The sequence below is a fragment of the Providencia sp. PROV080 genome (assembly GCF_033688105.1).
GTDB lineage: Bacteria > Pseudomonadota > Gammaproteobacteria > Enterobacterales > Enterobacteriaceae > Providencia > Providencia zhejiangensis.
The window spans coordinates 3,465,961-3,481,879 of record NZ_CP096346.1; the positions used below are offsets into that span (position 1 = coordinate 3,465,961).

Here is a 15,919-nt window from a genome sequence, read left to right on the forward strand (position 1 = left end):
GAGACCTTGATAAACAATATAAAACATTTCAATTTACAGCCGATTGCAAACAAAATAAGTTCATAAGGGTTTTTGTGGTCTATTGATTGAAATAAGACTGACCCCTTACTCATAAATAATAGAAAATGGTGGGGCTAGCTTTAACGTTTACAATTATCTAGCGGATTATTAGCTAAACCAACCATCATTCTTTCCTATGGATGTAAAGACAGCCTAGATAAATACAGGTCGACTCAAGTTATTATGAATTCATCAACAATCAATTTTAATTACTAACCATGAATATCATCATCATCAAATAACCTATTGCTTCTATACCTTAGCATGATGAATTTATCCTTCTGGAAAGATCTTTTGAGTCAAACCTACACTTCCACTTATTATTGGAAAAATCGCTATTCCCGCATTTTGCGTGATCATGACCGCAAATCCATCATTTTATTTATCACCAAAATCGCCTTTTTGTTGTGCCATATTCGTAAGTGGAAATGCAAAATGACCTTTAGCGCCTATTTCCACTTTTTCATTTCCACTTCTTTTTTAATCACAATGCCTGTTTTCCATCACTAGCAGAAAATCATTAATAGGTTGAATTTTAATACATTAATGTAGCTCCCTACTTAAGACTACTTATTTTCAATACTCGAAAAAAGTCTAAATTTCCATTTAATTTCCGATTAGCTCGGATTTCATACACAAAAGCACGTTATATCCTTCCAATTAATTTCCACTTACAAGTGGAAATTCAATGTCTGCACAAGTTCTCTTGAAGCGACTAAGGTATTTATCATAAAGGAACAAAGCAGTTTAATTGCATTATTACCTTGGATTTTAAACAGTTATGAGTGAATCAGTTGTCGTTTTTAAGATGTCGGAAAATAACCTCGATATCGATGAGGTAACACAAGAACTGCTGGCCGTCATTAGTGGCTGGCTTAAACAGGAAAATTGCTACACCACGGATGTACAACAACAGATGTTGGAGTCTCATCTTAGAGCCATGGTGGTTAGAGCTAAAACGGGTGAAGCCTTACCTGAAGTCGATATCAGCCTATTTGATGAGATTTCAGAACACTCGATTGCTTTATCGCAACGCGTTGTCGATACCCTACCAGGGCTCGCGCCAGAAGAGACATTTTTACTCTCTGTTCACTTTGAAGTTATCCGTTCGAATGATTAATTTTTGAGGAATATCACTATGAAACAAGTTGTTGTTGCTATCGGAGACCGTTTAGGAAAAGGCCAAAAAGTGGCAGTAGGAGTTGAAAGTGCAGGCGGTAAAGCCATTGTTGTCCCGGGTGTAGCGGCAGATATGAAGCTCGGTGATGTTATGAATGCTGAACACGCTGATTTAGGTATCTCCTTTTGTGGAAGTGGTGGTGCAGGTGCTATCACAGCACAAACTAAATACGGCTATAAGGCGCGTTATGGCATGCGCTCGATTGAGGAAGGCGAAACCGCGATTGCTGAGGGTTGCACTGTTTTAGGCTTTGGCTTTATGGATAAAGAAGAATTAGGCGAGCGTTTAGTTAAAGCTTACCTCAAAAAATACGGCGACGCGTAATGAAGAAATCTATCGAAACGGTTGTGCGAGTCTCTGGGCAAGGTGACAGCAAACAAAAAGCCATTGCTGATGCACTGAACTCGATTCAACGCACGGTACTAAAAGAGAGCAATGACATTATCCTGCGAATCGAACCTAAGGATGTTGCCGTTGTGAGTGCATATTCGCACTCGCGGACAGAAAAGTTTCTTTTCGTTTTTCTGCCGCGCAAACGTGAACATTTCCGTGTGGTGCTCGACGTTTCGCTAGATGTCACCCTACTTTCTGTCAACGAAATACCATTTACAGAACAATAAAAACAATTCAGGTCTGGAGGCATTTCCATGAGTGAAACTGCATCTTTCTTAGAAATACTGGGTATGTCCCTCATTATAGGCGGCCTATGTGGCTTTGGCCTTGGTGCAGGTGCTGCCCGCATGTTCCACGCTCCTACAGTCCAAGGGATGGGGGCATTCCGTACACTCGGCGAACTGAATGCATGTGAAGGCGATCCTGCTTCTCACTTCTCGTTCGGTTTAGGCTTCTTCTTTAACGCATGGGCATCCTCGGTTGCCGCCGGTGCATTCACACAAGACGTTGACCACCGCATCATTCCTAACTGGGGTGCGGCTGCATTGCTCTCTAAAAACCGTAATGTCGCTGAAACACTGCATAACCCGAAAAAAATGGCTCTAGCTTGTACCATTATCGGTGCATTGGTTGTTGCCTTCTTAAATACAACAGCGTCCGCTGTTCCTGCTGCGTTACAAACGACAGCAATCAACGTATTAGTGCCTGCTGCAAACCTACTGGTAAATACCGTAATGCCAGTTATTTTCTGGTTAGCCGCGATGGATGCAGGTCGACGCTCAGGTTTTTGGGCTACCCTTTTCGGTGGCTGTGCACAACTCATTATGGGAAATGCTATCCCTGGCTTGGTTCTGGGTATCCTGATCGGTAAAGGTGTTGATGATAACGGCTGGAACCGTGTCACACGTACGATGATGATCACCGTTGTCTTACTGTTTGTTTTAAGTGGCTTCTTCCGTGAGTTTGACCTGAAGATGATCACCTCTTTCAACTTAGATAAACCTCTGTGGCTTGAATACATCCATGGATTACTGAGCGGGAAATAATTATGACAACTGAAATTAACAAACAAGATTTTTGGTACGCTGAGTGGTCGTTCCCTATTTTTGTCGGGCTATTATCAGCAGGCATTTTTGCTGGGACTCACATGTATGTTGTTTACGGATTCGGCGCATTTAACGAAGTTGCTTTCGTCGCAATGTTAAAAGCAGGCTTAGATACAGGCGTTTACGGCGCTGTTGCGGCATTTGGTGCGAGCTTCCTGTTCGCACGGATCATCGAAGGCTCCCTAGTCGGTATTTTGGATATCGGTGGTGCATTACAAACAGGTATTGGCCTTGGCGTCCCAGCGCTATTTCTTGCGGCGGGTTGGGATATTTTGGTTACCAATTTCTGGATCTCCCTGATTACTGGTTTGTTACTCGGCGTGTTAATTGGCTTGATCATTGTATTTGCGCGTAAATTTACCATCGCACAAGCCAACTCGACATTCGGTGCTGACATAATGATGGGAGCAGGTAATACGTCCGGTCGTTTCTTAGGTCCTTTAATTATTTTGGCTGCGATGGCTGCCTCCATTCCGATTGGTATTGGTTCGCTGATTGGTTCACTCATCTTCTATGTATGGCAGAAACCTGTCGCAGGTGGTGCAATTTTAGGCGCGATGTTATTTGGTTATTTCTTCCCTCTCGCCGCCTAATGACTAAATAGCAAAGAAGGTAATTATGTATTCTTTAATCATCAAACAGGGTAAACATATCGATGGAACATTAATCGATATTCTGATTAAAAATGGAAAGATCGAAGCTGCGGGCCCGGCGTTGGCCTGCAACCAACAAGCTGAAAAATGGATTGATCTAAAAGGAAAAACCTATGTCAGCGCAGGGTGGATTGATTCGCACGCGCACTGTTTTGTGGAGTCACCTATTTACTTTGATGAGCCCGATTTAGCAGGTGCTGCTGGTGGGGTTACCTCACTGGTTGATGCAGGCAGTGTCGGTGCTGATGATATTGATAAATTTTATCAGCTAACACAAAAAGCCCAGACTAACGTATTTTCCTTATTAAACATTTCACGTATCGGTATTATCGCGCAAAATGAATTATCTGATATGAATAATATCGACGAAACCTGTTTCCAAGAGGCGATAGAACACCACGAAGGTTTTGTTGTTGGAATGAAAGCACGCATGAGTAAAAGTGTCGTTGGTGACAACGGTATTGCTCCCCTCCTCAAAGCCAAACAGATGCAGAAAAAGCATCGATTGCCATTAATGGTACACATTGGTAATAACCCACCTAATATTGATGAGATTGCAGATTTATTGACGCGTGGGGATATTATTACTCACTGCTTTAATGGTAAGCCGAATCGCATTCTTGATAATGATGGAAATTTAAAACCGTCGATTGCACGTGCACTTGCGCGCGGTGTGATCTTAGATGTCGGTCATGGCGGTGAAAGCTTTAGCTTTAAAGTCGCAGAACAAGCGATGCGTATTGGTACCTATCCAGACATTATTAGCTCTGATATCTATCATCGAAATCGGGTTAATGGTCCAGTTTATAGCCTTGCTTTTGTGATGACCAAATTCCTGTGTATGGGCTTTAGCGCAGAAAAAATATTGCGCTGTGTGACAGAAAAAGCCGCCGATTTATTAGCTCTACCTGCAAAAGGTTATTTAAAGCCTGGCTTTGATGCCGACATCACACTGTTTGATTTAAAAGAAGAAGCCACTGAACTCACGGATGCTGAAGGCGAACGCCGCATCGGTACTCATCGCTTTGTACCCATTGCCGCGATTATTGGTGGAAAACATATTATTCATGCAGAAGGCGAATCTGAACATGCAATCGATTTATGAGAAGTATCAACTAAAACACGTGATTAACGCCTCTGGCCGCATGACCATTCTTGGCGTTTCAACCCCAACACCAGAGGTGGTTGAACGTGTCGCTTATGGCCTTAATCACTATTTTGAAATTAAAGATTTAGTGAATAAAACTGGCGATTACATTGCGAAATTACTTGATGTTGAAAGTGCCGTTGTGGTTTCTTGTGCTTCCGCGGGGATCGCACAAGCCGTTGCTGCTGTGATTGTACGTGATGACGATGACTTGCTGCTAAATTTACACGCATCCTCTAAGGCTGTTCCACGTGAAATCGTCTTACCCAAAGGTCATAACGTTAATTTTGGTGCCCCCGTCGATACGATGATCACACTCGGTGGCGGCAAAGTGATTGAAGCGGGTTTTGCTAATGAATGTTCGGCGGCTCAACTTTCCGCGAAGATCACGCCACAAACAGCAGCTATTCTGTACATCAAATCCCACCACACAGTGCAAAAAAGTATGCTTAGCGTGAGCGAAGCCGCGGCTGTTGCTCGTCAACATCATGTGCCACTGATCGTTGACGCCGCGGCAGAGGAAGATCTGACCAGCTACTATCAATCAGGCGCTGATTTAGTGATTTACAGTGGTGCTAAAGCGATCGAAGGACCAACCAGCGGCCTCGTTGTGGGTAAAAAAACCTATATCGAATGGGTAAAACGCCAAAGCCAAGGTATTGGCCGCGCAATGAAAGTCGGCAAGGAAGGCATTTTAGGATTAACACTGGCGATAGAACAATACTTAACCGCCACAAAAGAAACTGGCGCTGAAATGGTGAATCGCATGAATGGCTTTATTGAAGAGCTCAATGGGATCCCTGCGATTTCGGCTCGCATCGTATGGGATGCTGCCGGACGTGATATCGCCCGCGCTGAAATTAGCTTTGATGAAAAAATGATGGGTAAAACGACCTATCAAATCATGAGCGAATTAAAACAAGGGGATACTGCAATCTACTTTCGCGAATATAAAGCCAATGAAGGTAAGGTAGAAGCGGATATTCGCAGTGTCAGCAATGATCAACTGAATATCATTGCAGAGCGTATCCGTTTGTTAGTCAAAGGAATTTAACATGAAATTATCACCAAACTTTTACCAAAACCGTGTTTGCCTGAATGTCCTCGCTGGCAGCCATCAAAATGCCAAAGATATCTATCAAGCAGCTGAAACCTTTGTCGTTGTTGGTGTACTATCGAAAAATTACCCTGATTTAGATAGCGCGATTGCGGATATGCGTGTTTACGCAAAAGAGACCGATAATGCGCTATCTGTAGGACTTGGGGCAGGTGACCCTAATCAATCCACCATGGTTTCATTAATTTCTCAGGAAATCCAACCACAGCACGTCAACCAAGTGTTCACAGGTGCACCGATTAGCCGTGCACTGCTTGGACAAAATGAAACGTTTGTCAACGCGTTAGTGTCACCGAGTGGTACTGTTGGTATGGTAAAAATCTCTACTGGCCCACTCAGTTCTCAGGCGCCAGAAGGAATCGTTCCTGTTGAAACCGCCATTATGATGCTGAAAGATATGGGTGCAAGCTCTATCAAGTTCTTTAATATGAAAGGATTAACTTATATTGAAGAATATAAAGCGGTTGCTAAAGCCTGTGCGAAGTTTGATTTTTCACTAGAACCAACAGGTGGCATTGATTTGGAGAATTTTCCACAAATCCTGCAAATCGCCCTCGATGCTGGTGTGAAGAAAATTATTCCGCACATTTACAGTTCAATCATTGATAAAGAAAGCGGCGACACCCGTCCAGACGATGTGCGTAAGTTGCTAGAAATGGTTAAACAAGCCGTTAAGTAGCTATTTAAAAAACCGTCAGCAGTGATTCTTTTTTAATAAGTTTGAATAGCACTGACGTTTTTTCTCAGTAACTCACGTTATGGTAAGGCAGCAACTGGATCACTGGAATTTTTGCTCAGTCATTCCAGTTGTGGCAAGGCGGCAAAACGAAGATATCCCTAGGTGCATACTAAGGTATGTCACTAGGGCTAACGCAGCCACGGTTTGAAGTATGATGAAAAAATTGGAGTTGGCCGATAAGCCGGGTTCTGTCTTGGACAACCATTCATCTAGGCCAGCACTTGCGCACTGGCTCCAGCAACCTACCCGAGTTCAATGCGGGCCGCACCATATGAACCCCTATTTGGTCTTGCTCCGGGTGGAGTTTACCGTGCCACGAACTGTTGCCAGTCGCGCGGTGCGCTCTTACCGCACCCTTTCACCCTTACCTGTGCCTGTAAACAGGCCATCGGCGGTTTGCTCTCTGTTGCACTAGTCGTAGGCTTGCGCCTCCCAGACGTTATCTGGCACCCTGCCCTATGGAGCCCGGACTTTCCTCCCCTCTACCCGTCTCCCGAAGGACAACGATAGAGCAGCGGTTGTCTGGCCAACTCCGCTGCGGATTATAGGCACTTTGCCTAGCCTTGTATAGGGGTTTATGCAGTTATCAATCGTTATTAGGTTGTTCAAGCATCAATTTATAAAGGCGATTTTTCTTTAAGCCATAAATTTCAGCCGTAATCGCTGCCGCTTTTTTAGGGGGGAGCTCCTGCTGTAGCAGATTCAACGTACGGATAACATCAGGTGAAATGTCATCGTCATCCGGATTTGCTTTATAGCCTTCGACTATCAGCACCATCTCACCACGATGACGATTTTCATCCTCTTTTACCCAAGCGAATAGCTCCCCGACAGGCCGTCCTTCAATTGACTCCCAAGTCTTTGTGATTTCACGAGCAAGCACCACATGACGCTCGGGTCCCCAAACTTCAATCATGTCTGCTAAACTATCGAGTAAGCGATGTGTTGACTCATAAAAAATTAATGTACGCGTCTCTCGTTCAAGTGCTTTAAGGACATCTTTTCTGCCTTTACTTTTGGCGGGCAGAAATCCCTCATAGCAAAAACGGTCAGAAGGCAAACCCGCGGCACTAAGCGCCGTGATTGCAGCGCATGCTCCGGGTAATGGCACAACACGGATCCCCGCTTCACGGCAACGAGTGACTAAATGATAGCCAGGATCGTTAATTAAAGGTGTACCTGCATCGGAAACTAATGCGATACTATCGCCCTGTTGAAGTCTGCTAATTAATTGATCTGCCTTCTGCTGTTCATTATGATCATGCAAGGCGAACATGCGTGCATTAATGGCAAAATTCTGTAACAGTATTCCTGAATGCCGTGTGTCTTCTGCAGCGACAAGGTCAACATGTTTAAGAACATCCAACGCACGTTGCGTGATATCGCCCATATTACCGATAGGGGTGGGCACGATATACAGCGTGGATGCCATAACCACTGCTTGATTAGGTTGATTCATTGTTTCATCCGAATAGCCGGTTTAAAATTAAGCAACTGAAAATACACCACTGGATACAGTATGCGTCCTTCAATTTTTTTGCATGTAAAAAAAGGGTTAATCTGCACAGCAATGCTATCAGCTTTAATGCTGTCAGGCTGTCAGCTTACAGGGGATAACAAAGCACCTATTACCCCAACGACACCGGAACAGATCAGTTCCGAAATAAATCGGTATCAGTCTATCATTGATTCCGCGCAAGGTAAGCCTTCTAGCGATGTTCTGCGTGCTTATATTGGTCAAGAAGCCTTATTGACCGAACAAACAGCCCGCCAAGCCAATATCGATAGCACATGGCAAATGTTAACACAAATGACGCCTGAGCAAATTCAAGGCATTGGCGCTGACGAAATCACCTTAGCAGGCTGGGTCGATTTACTCGATATTTATCTCAATAATCGAGATGATGTTGCAACGCTAAAAGCAGGTGTTGATGATTGGAAAATTCGCTATCCAAATCACCCAGCAGCACAAACACCGCCTAGCCAACTGCTACAATCCATGCAGCCACCTGTCGGTAAAAACCCTAAAATAGCCCTTTTTCTGCCAATGAGTGGTCAAGGAAAAGTTTTCGGTGAAGCTATCATGAAAGGCTTCATGGATGCACAAAAAGGTTTACCACAAGCGCCGGCTGCAACGTCAAATACAGCACCAACGCCTGAGCAAAGTAGTCATAATGATGTATTAGAGCAAATTTACGCTGAGGTGGCCGCGGCAACAGGTAATGATAATGCAACCAATGATGCTGATATCGTTAACCCGTCTTTGAGTATTGCAGCTACACCAACCAATTCCCAAAGTATCAAAGTATTTGATACCAATGGAAAGCAAATCTCTCAGTTGTTGCAACAAGCCCAAAGTGAAGGCTTTACTTTAGTGGTAGGCCCGTTATTGAAACCTGAAGTACAGGCGATTGCACAAGCAGGTTCGCCGTTAAGTGTCCTAACTCTGAATGAGTTAGATGCCGATAAATTGCAGCCCCGCCCCAACCTTTGCTATTTTTCACTGTCTCCTGAAGATGAAGCTAAGAATGCCGCGGCACATATCATGGCTGAGGGTAAACGAGCGCCATTAATTTTAGTGCCGAACAATGCCTTTGGTGAACGTATTGCCAAAGCATTTGCTGAAGAGTGGCAATCAAAAGGGGGGGCTACCGTCCTTAAACAATCTTTTGGTTCTGTGGCCTCGCTGAAAGAGTCGATTAACCGAGGCGCGGGGATTCGTATGACCGGTACACCTGTCGTCGTCAATCCCCCTGTTGCAGCAAAATCGATTGATGGGCAAAACTATCCTGAGCTTTCACAACCAGAGCCTCAAATGAGTTCCTCTAATTCTATCGATGCGGTCTATATTGTTGCCACTCGTGATGAGCTAACCTTGATCAAGCCGATGATTGAAATGGCGATTAGTAGCCGTCAACGCCCAGCCCTATATGCAAGTTCACGCAGTAACCAAGCCGGCAATGGCGCTGATTTTCGTTTCGAAATGGAAGGCTTAAAATTCAGTGATATTCCATTATTAGCTGGTGCAAATAACAATTTACGCAAACAGGCCCAACAAAAGATAAATAATGATTATTCGTTGTTGCGCCTCTATGCGTTAGGTATCGATGCTTGGTCGCTAGCGAATAACTACGATCAACTACAACAAAATGCCCAATTCCGTCTACAAGGTGCATCAGGTACTTTGAGTGTGGGAGAAAACTGTGTTGTTTACCGCGACCTTCCTTGGTTACAGTTCAACCAAGGACAAATCAAATTAGCAAGATAATCTTGCCGTGCAATTAGGATGATTGCCCAACTTTAAGACAAGGACGTCATGCAACCTCTCAAAAAAACATTAAAATGGTTAGCTGGTCGGTACTATGAAAGTCAAGTACAGGCCTTCCTGCAACAACAGGGGTTAACATTTGTTGAGCGAAATGCCAGAAATCGCCATGGTGAAATCGACCTAATTATGCGCGATGATACTGGTTGGGTATTTGTTGAAGTACGTTTTCGTCAAGACAAACGATATGGTGGCGCACTCTTATCAATCGATAGATGCAAACGCAGGAAACTGATTGCTGCTGCTAAATATTGGCTTGCCGAAAAACAAGAAAGCTTCGAAACTACTGCATGTCGTTTTGATATCTGTGCGATTACTGATCGTCAGTTTGAATGGATACAGAATGCCTTTAACGATAGTGAACATGTTGGTTAATTTCACAGGAAAATAAGCAAGTGCTGGATAGAATTAAAGTCTGTTTTACAGAAAGTATTCAAACTCAGATAGCAGCAGCAGAAGCGCTGCCCGATGCTATATCACGCGCAGCAATGATGATGGTTCAATCACTGCTAAACGGTAACAAAATTTTATGTTGTGGAAATGGGGCTTCTGCCGCAACAGCGCAACGCTTTGCGACTAGCATGATCCACCGATTTGAAACTGAGCGTCCAAGCCTACCCGCACTCGCTCTCAATACGGATAATGCAGTGTTAACGGCCATTTCCGGTAGCAAACAACCCACTGAAATCTATGCTAAACAGGTGAGAGCACTCGGTCAGCATGGTGATGTTTTAATGGCTATCTCAACACATGGTAATAGCAGTGATATTATCAAAGCCGTTGAAGCCGCTGTCACTCGTGATATGACAATTGTTGCTCTGACAGGTTATGATGGCGGCGAACTTGCGGGTCTCTTGGGACCACAAGATGTTGAAATACGTATACCATCACAACGTAGTGTCAGAATCCAAGAGGTTCATCTTCTTACGGTGAATTGTCTTTGTGATCTCATCGATAATACACTTTTCCCTCATCAGGATGATTAAGGAGCAAAAATGCGATTACTCCCAATAGTAGCCATTATTCTTAGTATGACAATGCTACAAGGCTGTATCGGCGCTGCCGTTGTCGGTTCTGCTGCGGTTGCGACAAAAAGCGCAACTGACCCACGTTCTGTCGGCCAACAAGTTGATGATGGTACGTTAGAAGCGCGCGTCAGCGGCCAATTGAATAAAGATAAAGACATAACAGGCAAAGCTCGCATTATTGCGACCGCTTATAAAGGAAATGTTTTGCTGACAGGTCAAAGCCCTGATTTATCTTGGGCTGAGCGAGCAAAACAAATAGCAGCAAATGTTGAAGGAACTAACGCTGTCTATAATGAAGTTCGTCAAGGTGAACCTGTTGATTTAGGCACCGCGTCAAAAGATACTTGGCTGACAACGAAAGTGAAATCAAAGATCCTCACCAGTGATGCTGTGAAGTCATCCAGCGTGAAAGTGATTACTGAAAATGGTGAAGTCTTCTTATTGGGTATTTTAACCAAACAAGAAGGGGATGCTGCGGCAAAAATCGCCAGTGAAACAGAAGGTGTTCGTCGTGTCACGACCGCTTTCACCTATCTCAATTAATCATAAACAATAATATATTGTTATAAAAAGAAAAGTCATGAATGAAAATTCATGACTTTTTTATTCGTCAGGACCGATGGTATTATTTTTCAGATAATTCCTACCCCCAAGAAGGTACATCTGATTCAAGATCCAAGCCTGTCTCTTTAACACATATGAAGAGGGTGATTTTACCTTAAACCTGTGAGGATTCGGCAAAACAGCCACTAATAGTGCAGCTTCTTCCATAGTTAGTTGATTTGCTGACTTTTTAAAGAATTTTTTTGATGCCTCTTCAACCCCAAAAACCCCCTCATCAAACTCAACTATGTTTAAATAAACAGTCAATATTCTTGTTTTTGACCACATAAGCTCCATAACAGGAGTCATCAATGTTTCAAGGCCTTTTCTTATCCAGCTTCTCCCATCCCATAACCACAAGTTTTTTACTGTCTGTTGAGAGATAGTTGAAGCCCCTCGAATTGTGCTTTTTTTACTCATATTATGCTTATAAGCCTTCTCTATAGCTTCAAGATCAAAACCCCAGTGATGAGGAAAATTTTGATCTTCTGCTGCTATAACAGCCAAATATAAGTAAGGAGAAATGTGATTTTCATCAACCCATTCCGAACGAGAAACATAAGAAAAATTTAAGTTTATCCATGCGGATAATTGCCTTTCTACCATGACAGCAGAAAATGGCACTGGCACGAATTTAAACGCAATCACAGTCAAAAACCAAACCGCGACTAGCGAAAGCAAAACTTTCCGTAACCAGCGCCATAATCGAGAAATTATCATGCTCATCGAGTCAATTATGCCATTTCTAATACTTTCTCAACGAGCTTATTAATACCGACTTCAGCCTCGGAGATTGATTGAGCCAGCATATAAGCGGGAGTCGTAATAACTTTATTAGCATGATCGACTACAATATTATCCACTGTGCAGGTAATGTGTTTACCCCCCATCTTTTCGATCTGAGCAATCGTTTCCTTATCATTACCAATTGTTAATTCAACTGAAGTATTGAGGAGCTTAGGAAGCATGACCGGTGCTATGCACATCAGACCTAGAGGCTTTTTCTGCTGGTACATTTGTTGGACTAAACTTAATAGTTCTTTATTAATTTCACAGTCACTTCCTTTAACCGCAAAATCACATAAATTCTTTGCCGCACCAAAACCACCAGGAATTATGAGGGCATCCAGCTTATTTGCGTCAGCAGAGGATAAAGGCGCTATTTTCCCACGAGAAATACGTGCAGCTTCCTCCATTTGATTACGATTATCCTTTTTCAATTCACCAGTAATGTGATTTATTACAGTAGGTTGAGATTCATTTGGTGCAAAAAAATGAACTTCAGCATTTTTTTTACTCAAAGCAAGCATAGTTAACACTGACTCATGAATCTCGCTTCCATCAAAAACACCGCATCCACTTAAAATAACCGCAATTGATTTCATATCTTGCTCCATTTGTAGTAAATTATCACTGAACCGCGAAAAGGGAATAAACATCAATCTTCATCACAGATTTTAATGAATCTTGTAACAAAATCGCTAATATTTGGTATCTTGGTATTATTCCCTTGAGCAGTAATCAAATTTTAAAGGTCTGCCCAAAAAGAAAACCATAGGTAGATCAACGATTTCCCTGGTGTTGGCGCAGTATTCGCGCACCCCAACTTCGGTTGGGGTTATTTTTTTGTACGTCTATCAACGTAGTTTCTTAAAGTTTCTATATCCGACTTCCAATCTTGCTTTAATTCATCAACCCACTCTTGTACATTATCCCACCAAGCAGGAAGTTCAGGTGATTGGATCTGCTGGGCGATGTTTTGTAGGTTCTTCAATCCGACAGAACCGGCTGCCCCTTTAATTTTATGCGCCTCTTCAACGATACCTTTCTGATCTTTAGCCACCATATTGGAATCTAAAATAGCCAAATATCCCGGTATCATTTTTTCAAAGACTTCAAGGCCATCGTAAATGACCTTCGGACCGATCAACGACAAGTATTGTTCTAGCATTTCGCAATCGAGTACTGACTCATCGGTATCGCTAGAAACGCTTTGTACGCCATCCTGAGGCGTTTCGTTGGTATTCTCACCCCAGTATTGCTCTATGACCTGTTTAAGGGCGGATACCGCTAGTGGTTTACTTAAAACGCCATCCATTCCTGCGTCGAAATACTCTTTCTTATCTTTTAAAACATTTGCAGTCAATGCAATGAGCGGAGGAAGTTCGTCTTTGCGATAACGCTGGTTTAATTGTTGTGCGATATCAATTCCAGTCATATCAGGGAGCTGAATATCCAGCAACACTAAATCGTATTCACCAGGGGTAAACATCGCTAACGCCTCTTTGCCATTCATTGCGACATCAACGGTGTTACCCAATTTTTCTAGCACAGAGCACGCCACAACCACATTGAGTTCAATATCTTCCACCAGCAAAATATGCAAGGCTGGTAATGGATAGTCATCATCACTTTCTTGAGAATCGATAACTTCTTCTTCAACAACAGGGGCAACGATCGAAAGCGTAAAGGTTGAACCTTTGCCTATTTCACTTTCAACCTGAATATCTCCCCCCATGTTTTGGGCTAAACGACGCGATACCGATAAACCGATGCCAGTTCCTGTTGCAGGTTTACCACCAGCGCTATCGGTCACTTGATAATACATCGCAAAAATTTTATCGAGTTCGTCTTTCGGAATACCAATACCACTGTCTTGCACACTGAAAAACAGTTTGTCTTCTCCTTCTCGCCAGATGCTTAATTTAACCTCACCTTGCTGCGTGAATTTGACGGCGTTGCCAATTAAATTCCATAGAATTTGACGAAGTCGTGTGCCATCTGTCAGCACTGTCTCTGGTAGGCCTGTCGCAACATCCATCACAAATCTCAAACCTTTCGGTTGCACTAACAAGCCACTAAGGTTTTCTAAATCATTAACAAATTGCGGTAATACAACAGGCTGGTTATCCAGTTGTACCTTACGACGCTCAATTTTATCCATTTCAATCACATCATTGAAAATATTCCCCAATGTGACTGCACTGACATGAATCGTTTTTAGGTAATTCATTTGTTCAGCTGTTAGGTCGGTATCTAATAGAATACGACTCAGCCCAACAATACCATTAAGTGGTGTACGTAATTCATGGCTGATTGTAGAAATAAACGTTGTTTTATCCCTACTTGCGTTCTCTAAAGCCTCTTGATAACGCTTACGTTCCGTAATATCTCGACCAAAGCCCATCAAACCGTGTCGTTTACCCACTCTGTCATAGAAAGGAACTTTACGTAGCTCGAAACACGCTTTTCTACCATCAGGATAAACAAGCCATTGTTCATAGGTAAGCGAGACATTGTGACGGAAAACCTTTTCATCGGTTTCCATAACTTTTGAGGCGATTTCAATATCATAGATATCCATCGGCGTTAAACCAACGAGGTGTTTTTCACTCTTACCTGTGAGTAACTCCATGGCTCGGTTACACCCTGAAAACTCGTTATTCTCATTGCGGTAATAAACCAAGTCAGGTGAGGCATCAAGGAATGAGCGTAACAGCACAGATTGCTGTTCAAGCTCAATTTGAGTTTGCTCGCGATGCTTCATTTCTTGTTTTAATTGCTCAAGCAACTCAAGGTGGGCTCTTTCTGCCCTTTCACGCTCAATAATTTCCTGATTTAGCTGCTCAATATTGCCTTGTAATTGACTATTTAGTTCTGCATCACGCTTACGCATCACCTCCAACTTATCAACCATGCGAGAGAGGCGTTGTCGTGACTCTTCCAGCTGTTCAACAACAACAGATAAAAAATAAACAGCCAGAGGCGTAATAATTAAGCCAAAGAAAATAGAACCGACGAGATCGAGACTATCGACCTGCCCACGTAACACAATGGTTACTGCCATTTGCATTATCATCGCCAGAACGACCAACGCAGATGCAAGCAGGAGAGAAAACCTAACTAGCCCTAGCTTCATCATGAGATCGACATAATATTGCGCAAGACCGCGAAGTACTTTCATAACCACCCCTTAATATGATACTCACTGAATCATATATCAAATGAGGCACATTCGATTCATTGTTGGTAAAAAATGTCGATCCGGCTCATTAATCTTAAGTGTTTTTATCGACACGATATTTCACCGTACTCGATGAAATCTTTATGGTCATCGCTTTATTATTACCAAATAAAATAATGTAATATTTAATATAATCAAGCCAAAATAGCACTAAAAATGAAAAATAAACTTTATTTTTCAAAATCATAAGTATTTATGATGATTTCCCGTTATCTTATTAATTTTATAAAACGACAAAAAACAGAGCAAAAAACCAGATAAATTTAAAAATTAAAAATATATCATTACCTAATAAGTAAAACCCGATAGAGTTGCGACCAAAAAGCGCACTTATTAGTGATGTATATCACAGCATTTACAAAAACAAGACCTGTGTCACAAAAGCATTTTTGGTAACTTTTTTCTTCTTAATCAATTAAATAACATTATTTTATATCGCAAATAATGTTATTTACGCGCTATTTGACCTAGAAAAAGAATCTCGCTAATTTAAAACCTTACCGTGTCCGCCCTCTCATCTGATGACGTATACATAACGATTACC

Annotated in this window: 16 protein-coding genes and 1 other RNA gene; 12 read left to right on the plus strand and 5 right to left on the minus strand. The window is 42.5% G+C overall.

The features are described from left to right. The first annotated feature begins 841 nt into the window (after positions 1-841). The 8 genes from M1F03_RS15575 to dagF are packed head-to-tail and all read left to right on the plus strand — an operon-like array spanning position 842 to position 6,335. Entirely contained in the window at positions 842-1,180 is a 339-nt protein-coding gene (locus M1F03_RS15575; protein ID WP_163862981.1) for a transcriptional antiterminator, read from the plus strand. An 18-nt stretch (positions 1,181-1,198) separates the two neighbouring features. Then, complete coding sequence (locus M1F03_RS15580; RefSeq protein ID WP_154621967.1) at positions 1,199-1,564, plus strand: SFCGS family glycine-rich protein; 366 nt, start codon at positions 1,199-1,201, stop codon at positions 1,562-1,564. Next, the gene (locus tag M1F03_RS15585; RefSeq protein ID WP_154621966.1) at positions 1,564-1,860 is read left to right on the plus strand and encodes a DUF4312 family protein; all 297 of its coding nucleotides are present in this window, start codon (positions 1,564-1,566) and stop codon (positions 1,858-1,860) included. The genes M1F03_RS15580 and M1F03_RS15585 overlap by 1 nt, the downstream gene beginning before the upstream one ends. A 27-nt stretch (positions 1,861-1,887) precedes the next feature. Continuing rightward, complete coding sequence (locus tag M1F03_RS15590; RefSeq protein ID WP_163862983.1) at positions 1,888-2,679, plus strand: DUF4311 domain-containing protein; 792 nt, start codon at positions 1,888-1,890, stop codon at positions 2,677-2,679. 2 nt (positions 2,680-2,681) lie between these two features. Beyond that, on the plus strand, positions 2,682-3,332 hold the full coding sequence (locus M1F03_RS15595; RefSeq protein WP_154621964.1) for a DUF4310 family protein: 651 nt from the start codon (positions 2,682-2,684) through the stop codon (positions 3,330-3,332). Between the two features lie 25 nt (positions 3,333-3,357). Beyond that, on the plus strand, positions 3,358-4,497 hold the full coding sequence (locus M1F03_RS15600) for an amidohydrolase/deacetylase family metallohydrolase (RefSeq protein ID WP_318839998.1): 1,140 nt from the start codon (positions 3,358-3,360) through the stop codon (positions 4,495-4,497). Next, positions 4,481-5,593, plus strand: a complete 1,113-nt coding sequence (locus tag M1F03_RS15605; protein WP_251464670.1) for a DgaE family pyridoxal phosphate-dependent ammonia lyase — start codon at positions 4,481-4,483, stop codon at positions 5,591-5,593. The genes M1F03_RS15600 and M1F03_RS15605 overlap by 17 nt, the downstream gene beginning before the upstream one ends. Before the next feature lies 1 nt (position 5,594). Continuing rightward, on the plus strand, positions 5,595-6,335 hold the full coding sequence (gene dagF / locus M1F03_RS15610; protein WP_196713619.1) for a 2-dehydro-3-deoxy-phosphogluconate aldolase: 741 nt from the start codon (positions 5,595-5,597) through the stop codon (positions 6,333-6,335). 221 nt (positions 6,336-6,556) lie between these two features. Here the strand turns inward: dagF and rnpB are convergent. Together rnpB and rsmI are read right to left on the minus strand one after the other, a co-directional pair. Then, positions 6,557-6,929: RNase P RNA component class A (gene rnpB, locus M1F03_RS15615), an RNA gene on the minus strand. Between the two features lie 52 nt (positions 6,930-6,981). Continuing rightward, positions 6,982-7,854 (minus strand): 16S rRNA (cytidine(1402)-2'-O)-methyltransferase, encoded by an 873-nt coding sequence (rsmI, locus tag M1F03_RS15620; RefSeq protein WP_154621960.1) that lies wholly within the window; start codon positions 7,852-7,854, stop codon positions 6,982-6,984. A 60-nt stretch (positions 7,855-7,914) separates the two neighbouring features. Between rsmI and M1F03_RS15625 the strand changes: the two genes are divergently transcribed. The 4 genes from M1F03_RS15625 to dolP are packed head-to-tail and all read left to right on the plus strand — an operon-like array spanning position 7,915 to position 11,291. Continuing rightward, entirely contained in the window at positions 7,915-9,663 is a 1,749-nt protein-coding gene (locus M1F03_RS15625) for a penicillin-binding protein activator (RefSeq protein WP_251464671.1), read from the plus strand. Positions 9,664-9,711: 48 nt separating this feature from the next. After that, the gene (locus M1F03_RS15630; protein WP_154621958.1) at positions 9,712-10,095 is read left to right on the plus strand and encodes a YraN family protein; all 384 of its coding nucleotides are present in this window, start codon (positions 9,712-9,714) and stop codon (positions 10,093-10,095) included. Positions 10,096-10,115: 20 nt separating this feature from the next. Continuing rightward, positions 10,116-10,706 (plus strand): DnaA initiator-associating protein DiaA, encoded by a 591-nt coding sequence (diaA, locus tag M1F03_RS15635; protein ID WP_070928925.1) that lies wholly within the window; start codon positions 10,116-10,118, stop codon positions 10,704-10,706. Positions 10,707-10,715: 9 nt separating this feature from the next. Beyond that, the gene (gene dolP, locus M1F03_RS15640; RefSeq protein WP_154621957.1) at positions 10,716-11,291 is read left to right on the plus strand and encodes a division/outer membrane stress-associated lipid-binding lipoprotein; all 576 of its coding nucleotides are present in this window, start codon (positions 10,716-10,718) and stop codon (positions 11,289-11,291) included. 60 nt (positions 11,292-11,351) lie between these two features. Here the strand turns inward: dolP and mtgA are convergent, their stop codons facing one another. From mtgA to arcB, 3 genes are all read right to left on the minus strand, one after another. Continuing rightward, positions 11,352-12,077, minus strand: a complete 726-nt coding sequence (gene mtgA, locus M1F03_RS15645; RefSeq protein ID WP_251464672.1) for a monofunctional biosynthetic peptidoglycan transglycosylase — start codon at positions 12,075-12,077, stop codon at positions 11,352-11,354. Positions 12,078-12,085: 8 nt separating this feature from the next. Beyond that, positions 12,086-12,736: an isoprenoid biosynthesis glyoxalase ElbB gene (gene elbB / locus M1F03_RS15650; RefSeq protein WP_251464673.1), complete on the minus strand. Its 651-nt coding sequence runs from the start codon at positions 12,734-12,736 to the stop codon at positions 12,086-12,088. A 233-nt stretch (positions 12,737-12,969) separates the two neighbouring features. Further along, positions 12,970-15,315, minus strand: coding sequence for an aerobic respiration two-component sensor histidine kinase ArcB (gene arcB / locus M1F03_RS15655; protein ID WP_163862993.1), 2,346 nt, complete (start codon positions 15,313-15,315; stop codon positions 12,970-12,972). Positions 15,316-15,919: the final 604 nt, after the last annotated feature.

Excerpts from the sequence above, each read along its gene's own strand:
- M1F03_RS15595 (WP_154621964.1), top strand. The coding sequence starts at position 2,682 with ATGACAACTGAAATTAACAAACAAGATTTTTGGTACGCTGAGTGGTCG.
- rsmI (WP_154621960.1), bottom strand. The coding sequence starts at position 7,854 with ATGAATCAACCTAATCAAGCAGTGGTTATGGCATCCACGCTGTATATC.
- M1F03_RS15600 (WP_318839998.1), top strand. The coding sequence starts at position 3,358 with ATGTATTCTTTAATCATCAAACAGGGTAAACATATCGATGGAACATTA.
- M1F03_RS15630 (WP_154621958.1), top strand. The coding sequence starts at position 9,712 with ATGCAACCTCTCAAAAAAACATTAAAATGGTTAGCTGGTCGGTACTAT.
- M1F03_RS15590 (WP_163862983.1), top strand. The coding sequence starts at position 1,888 with ATGAGTGAAACTGCATCTTTCTTAGAAATACTGGGTATGTCCCTCATT.
- M1F03_RS15585 (WP_154621966.1), top strand. The coding sequence starts at position 1,564 with ATGAAGAAATCTATCGAAACGGTTGTGCGAGTCTCTGGGCAAGGTGAC.
- dagF (WP_196713619.1), top strand. The coding sequence starts at position 5,595 with ATGAAATTATCACCAAACTTTTACCAAAACCGTGTTTGCCTGAATGTC.
- M1F03_RS15580 (WP_154621967.1), top strand. The coding sequence starts at position 1,199 with ATGAAACAAGTTGTTGTTGCTATCGGAGACCGTTTAGGAAAAGGCCAA.
- elbB (WP_251464673.1), bottom strand. The coding sequence starts at position 12,736 with ATGAAATCAATTGCGGTTATTTTAAGTGGATGCGGTGTTTTTGATGGA.
- arcB (WP_163862993.1), bottom strand. The coding sequence starts at position 15,315 with ATGAAAGTACTTCGCGGTCTTGCGCAATATTATGTCGATCTCATGATG.
- mtgA (WP_251464672.1), bottom strand. The coding sequence starts at position 12,077 with ATGAGCATGATAATTTCTCGATTATGGCGCTGGTTACGGAAAGTTTTG.
- dolP (WP_154621957.1), top strand. The coding sequence starts at position 10,716 with ATGCGATTACTCCCAATAGTAGCCATTATTCTTAGTATGACAATGCTA.
- M1F03_RS15575 (WP_163862981.1), top strand. The coding sequence starts at position 842 with ATGAGTGAATCAGTTGTCGTTTTTAAGATGTCGGAAAATAACCTCGAT.
- M1F03_RS15625 (WP_251464671.1), top strand. The coding sequence starts at position 7,915 with ATGCGTCCTTCAATTTTTTTGCATGTAAAAAAAGGGTTAATCTGCACA.
- M1F03_RS15605 (WP_251464670.1), top strand. The coding sequence starts at position 4,481 with ATGCAATCGATTTATGAGAAGTATCAACTAAAACACGTGATTAACGCC.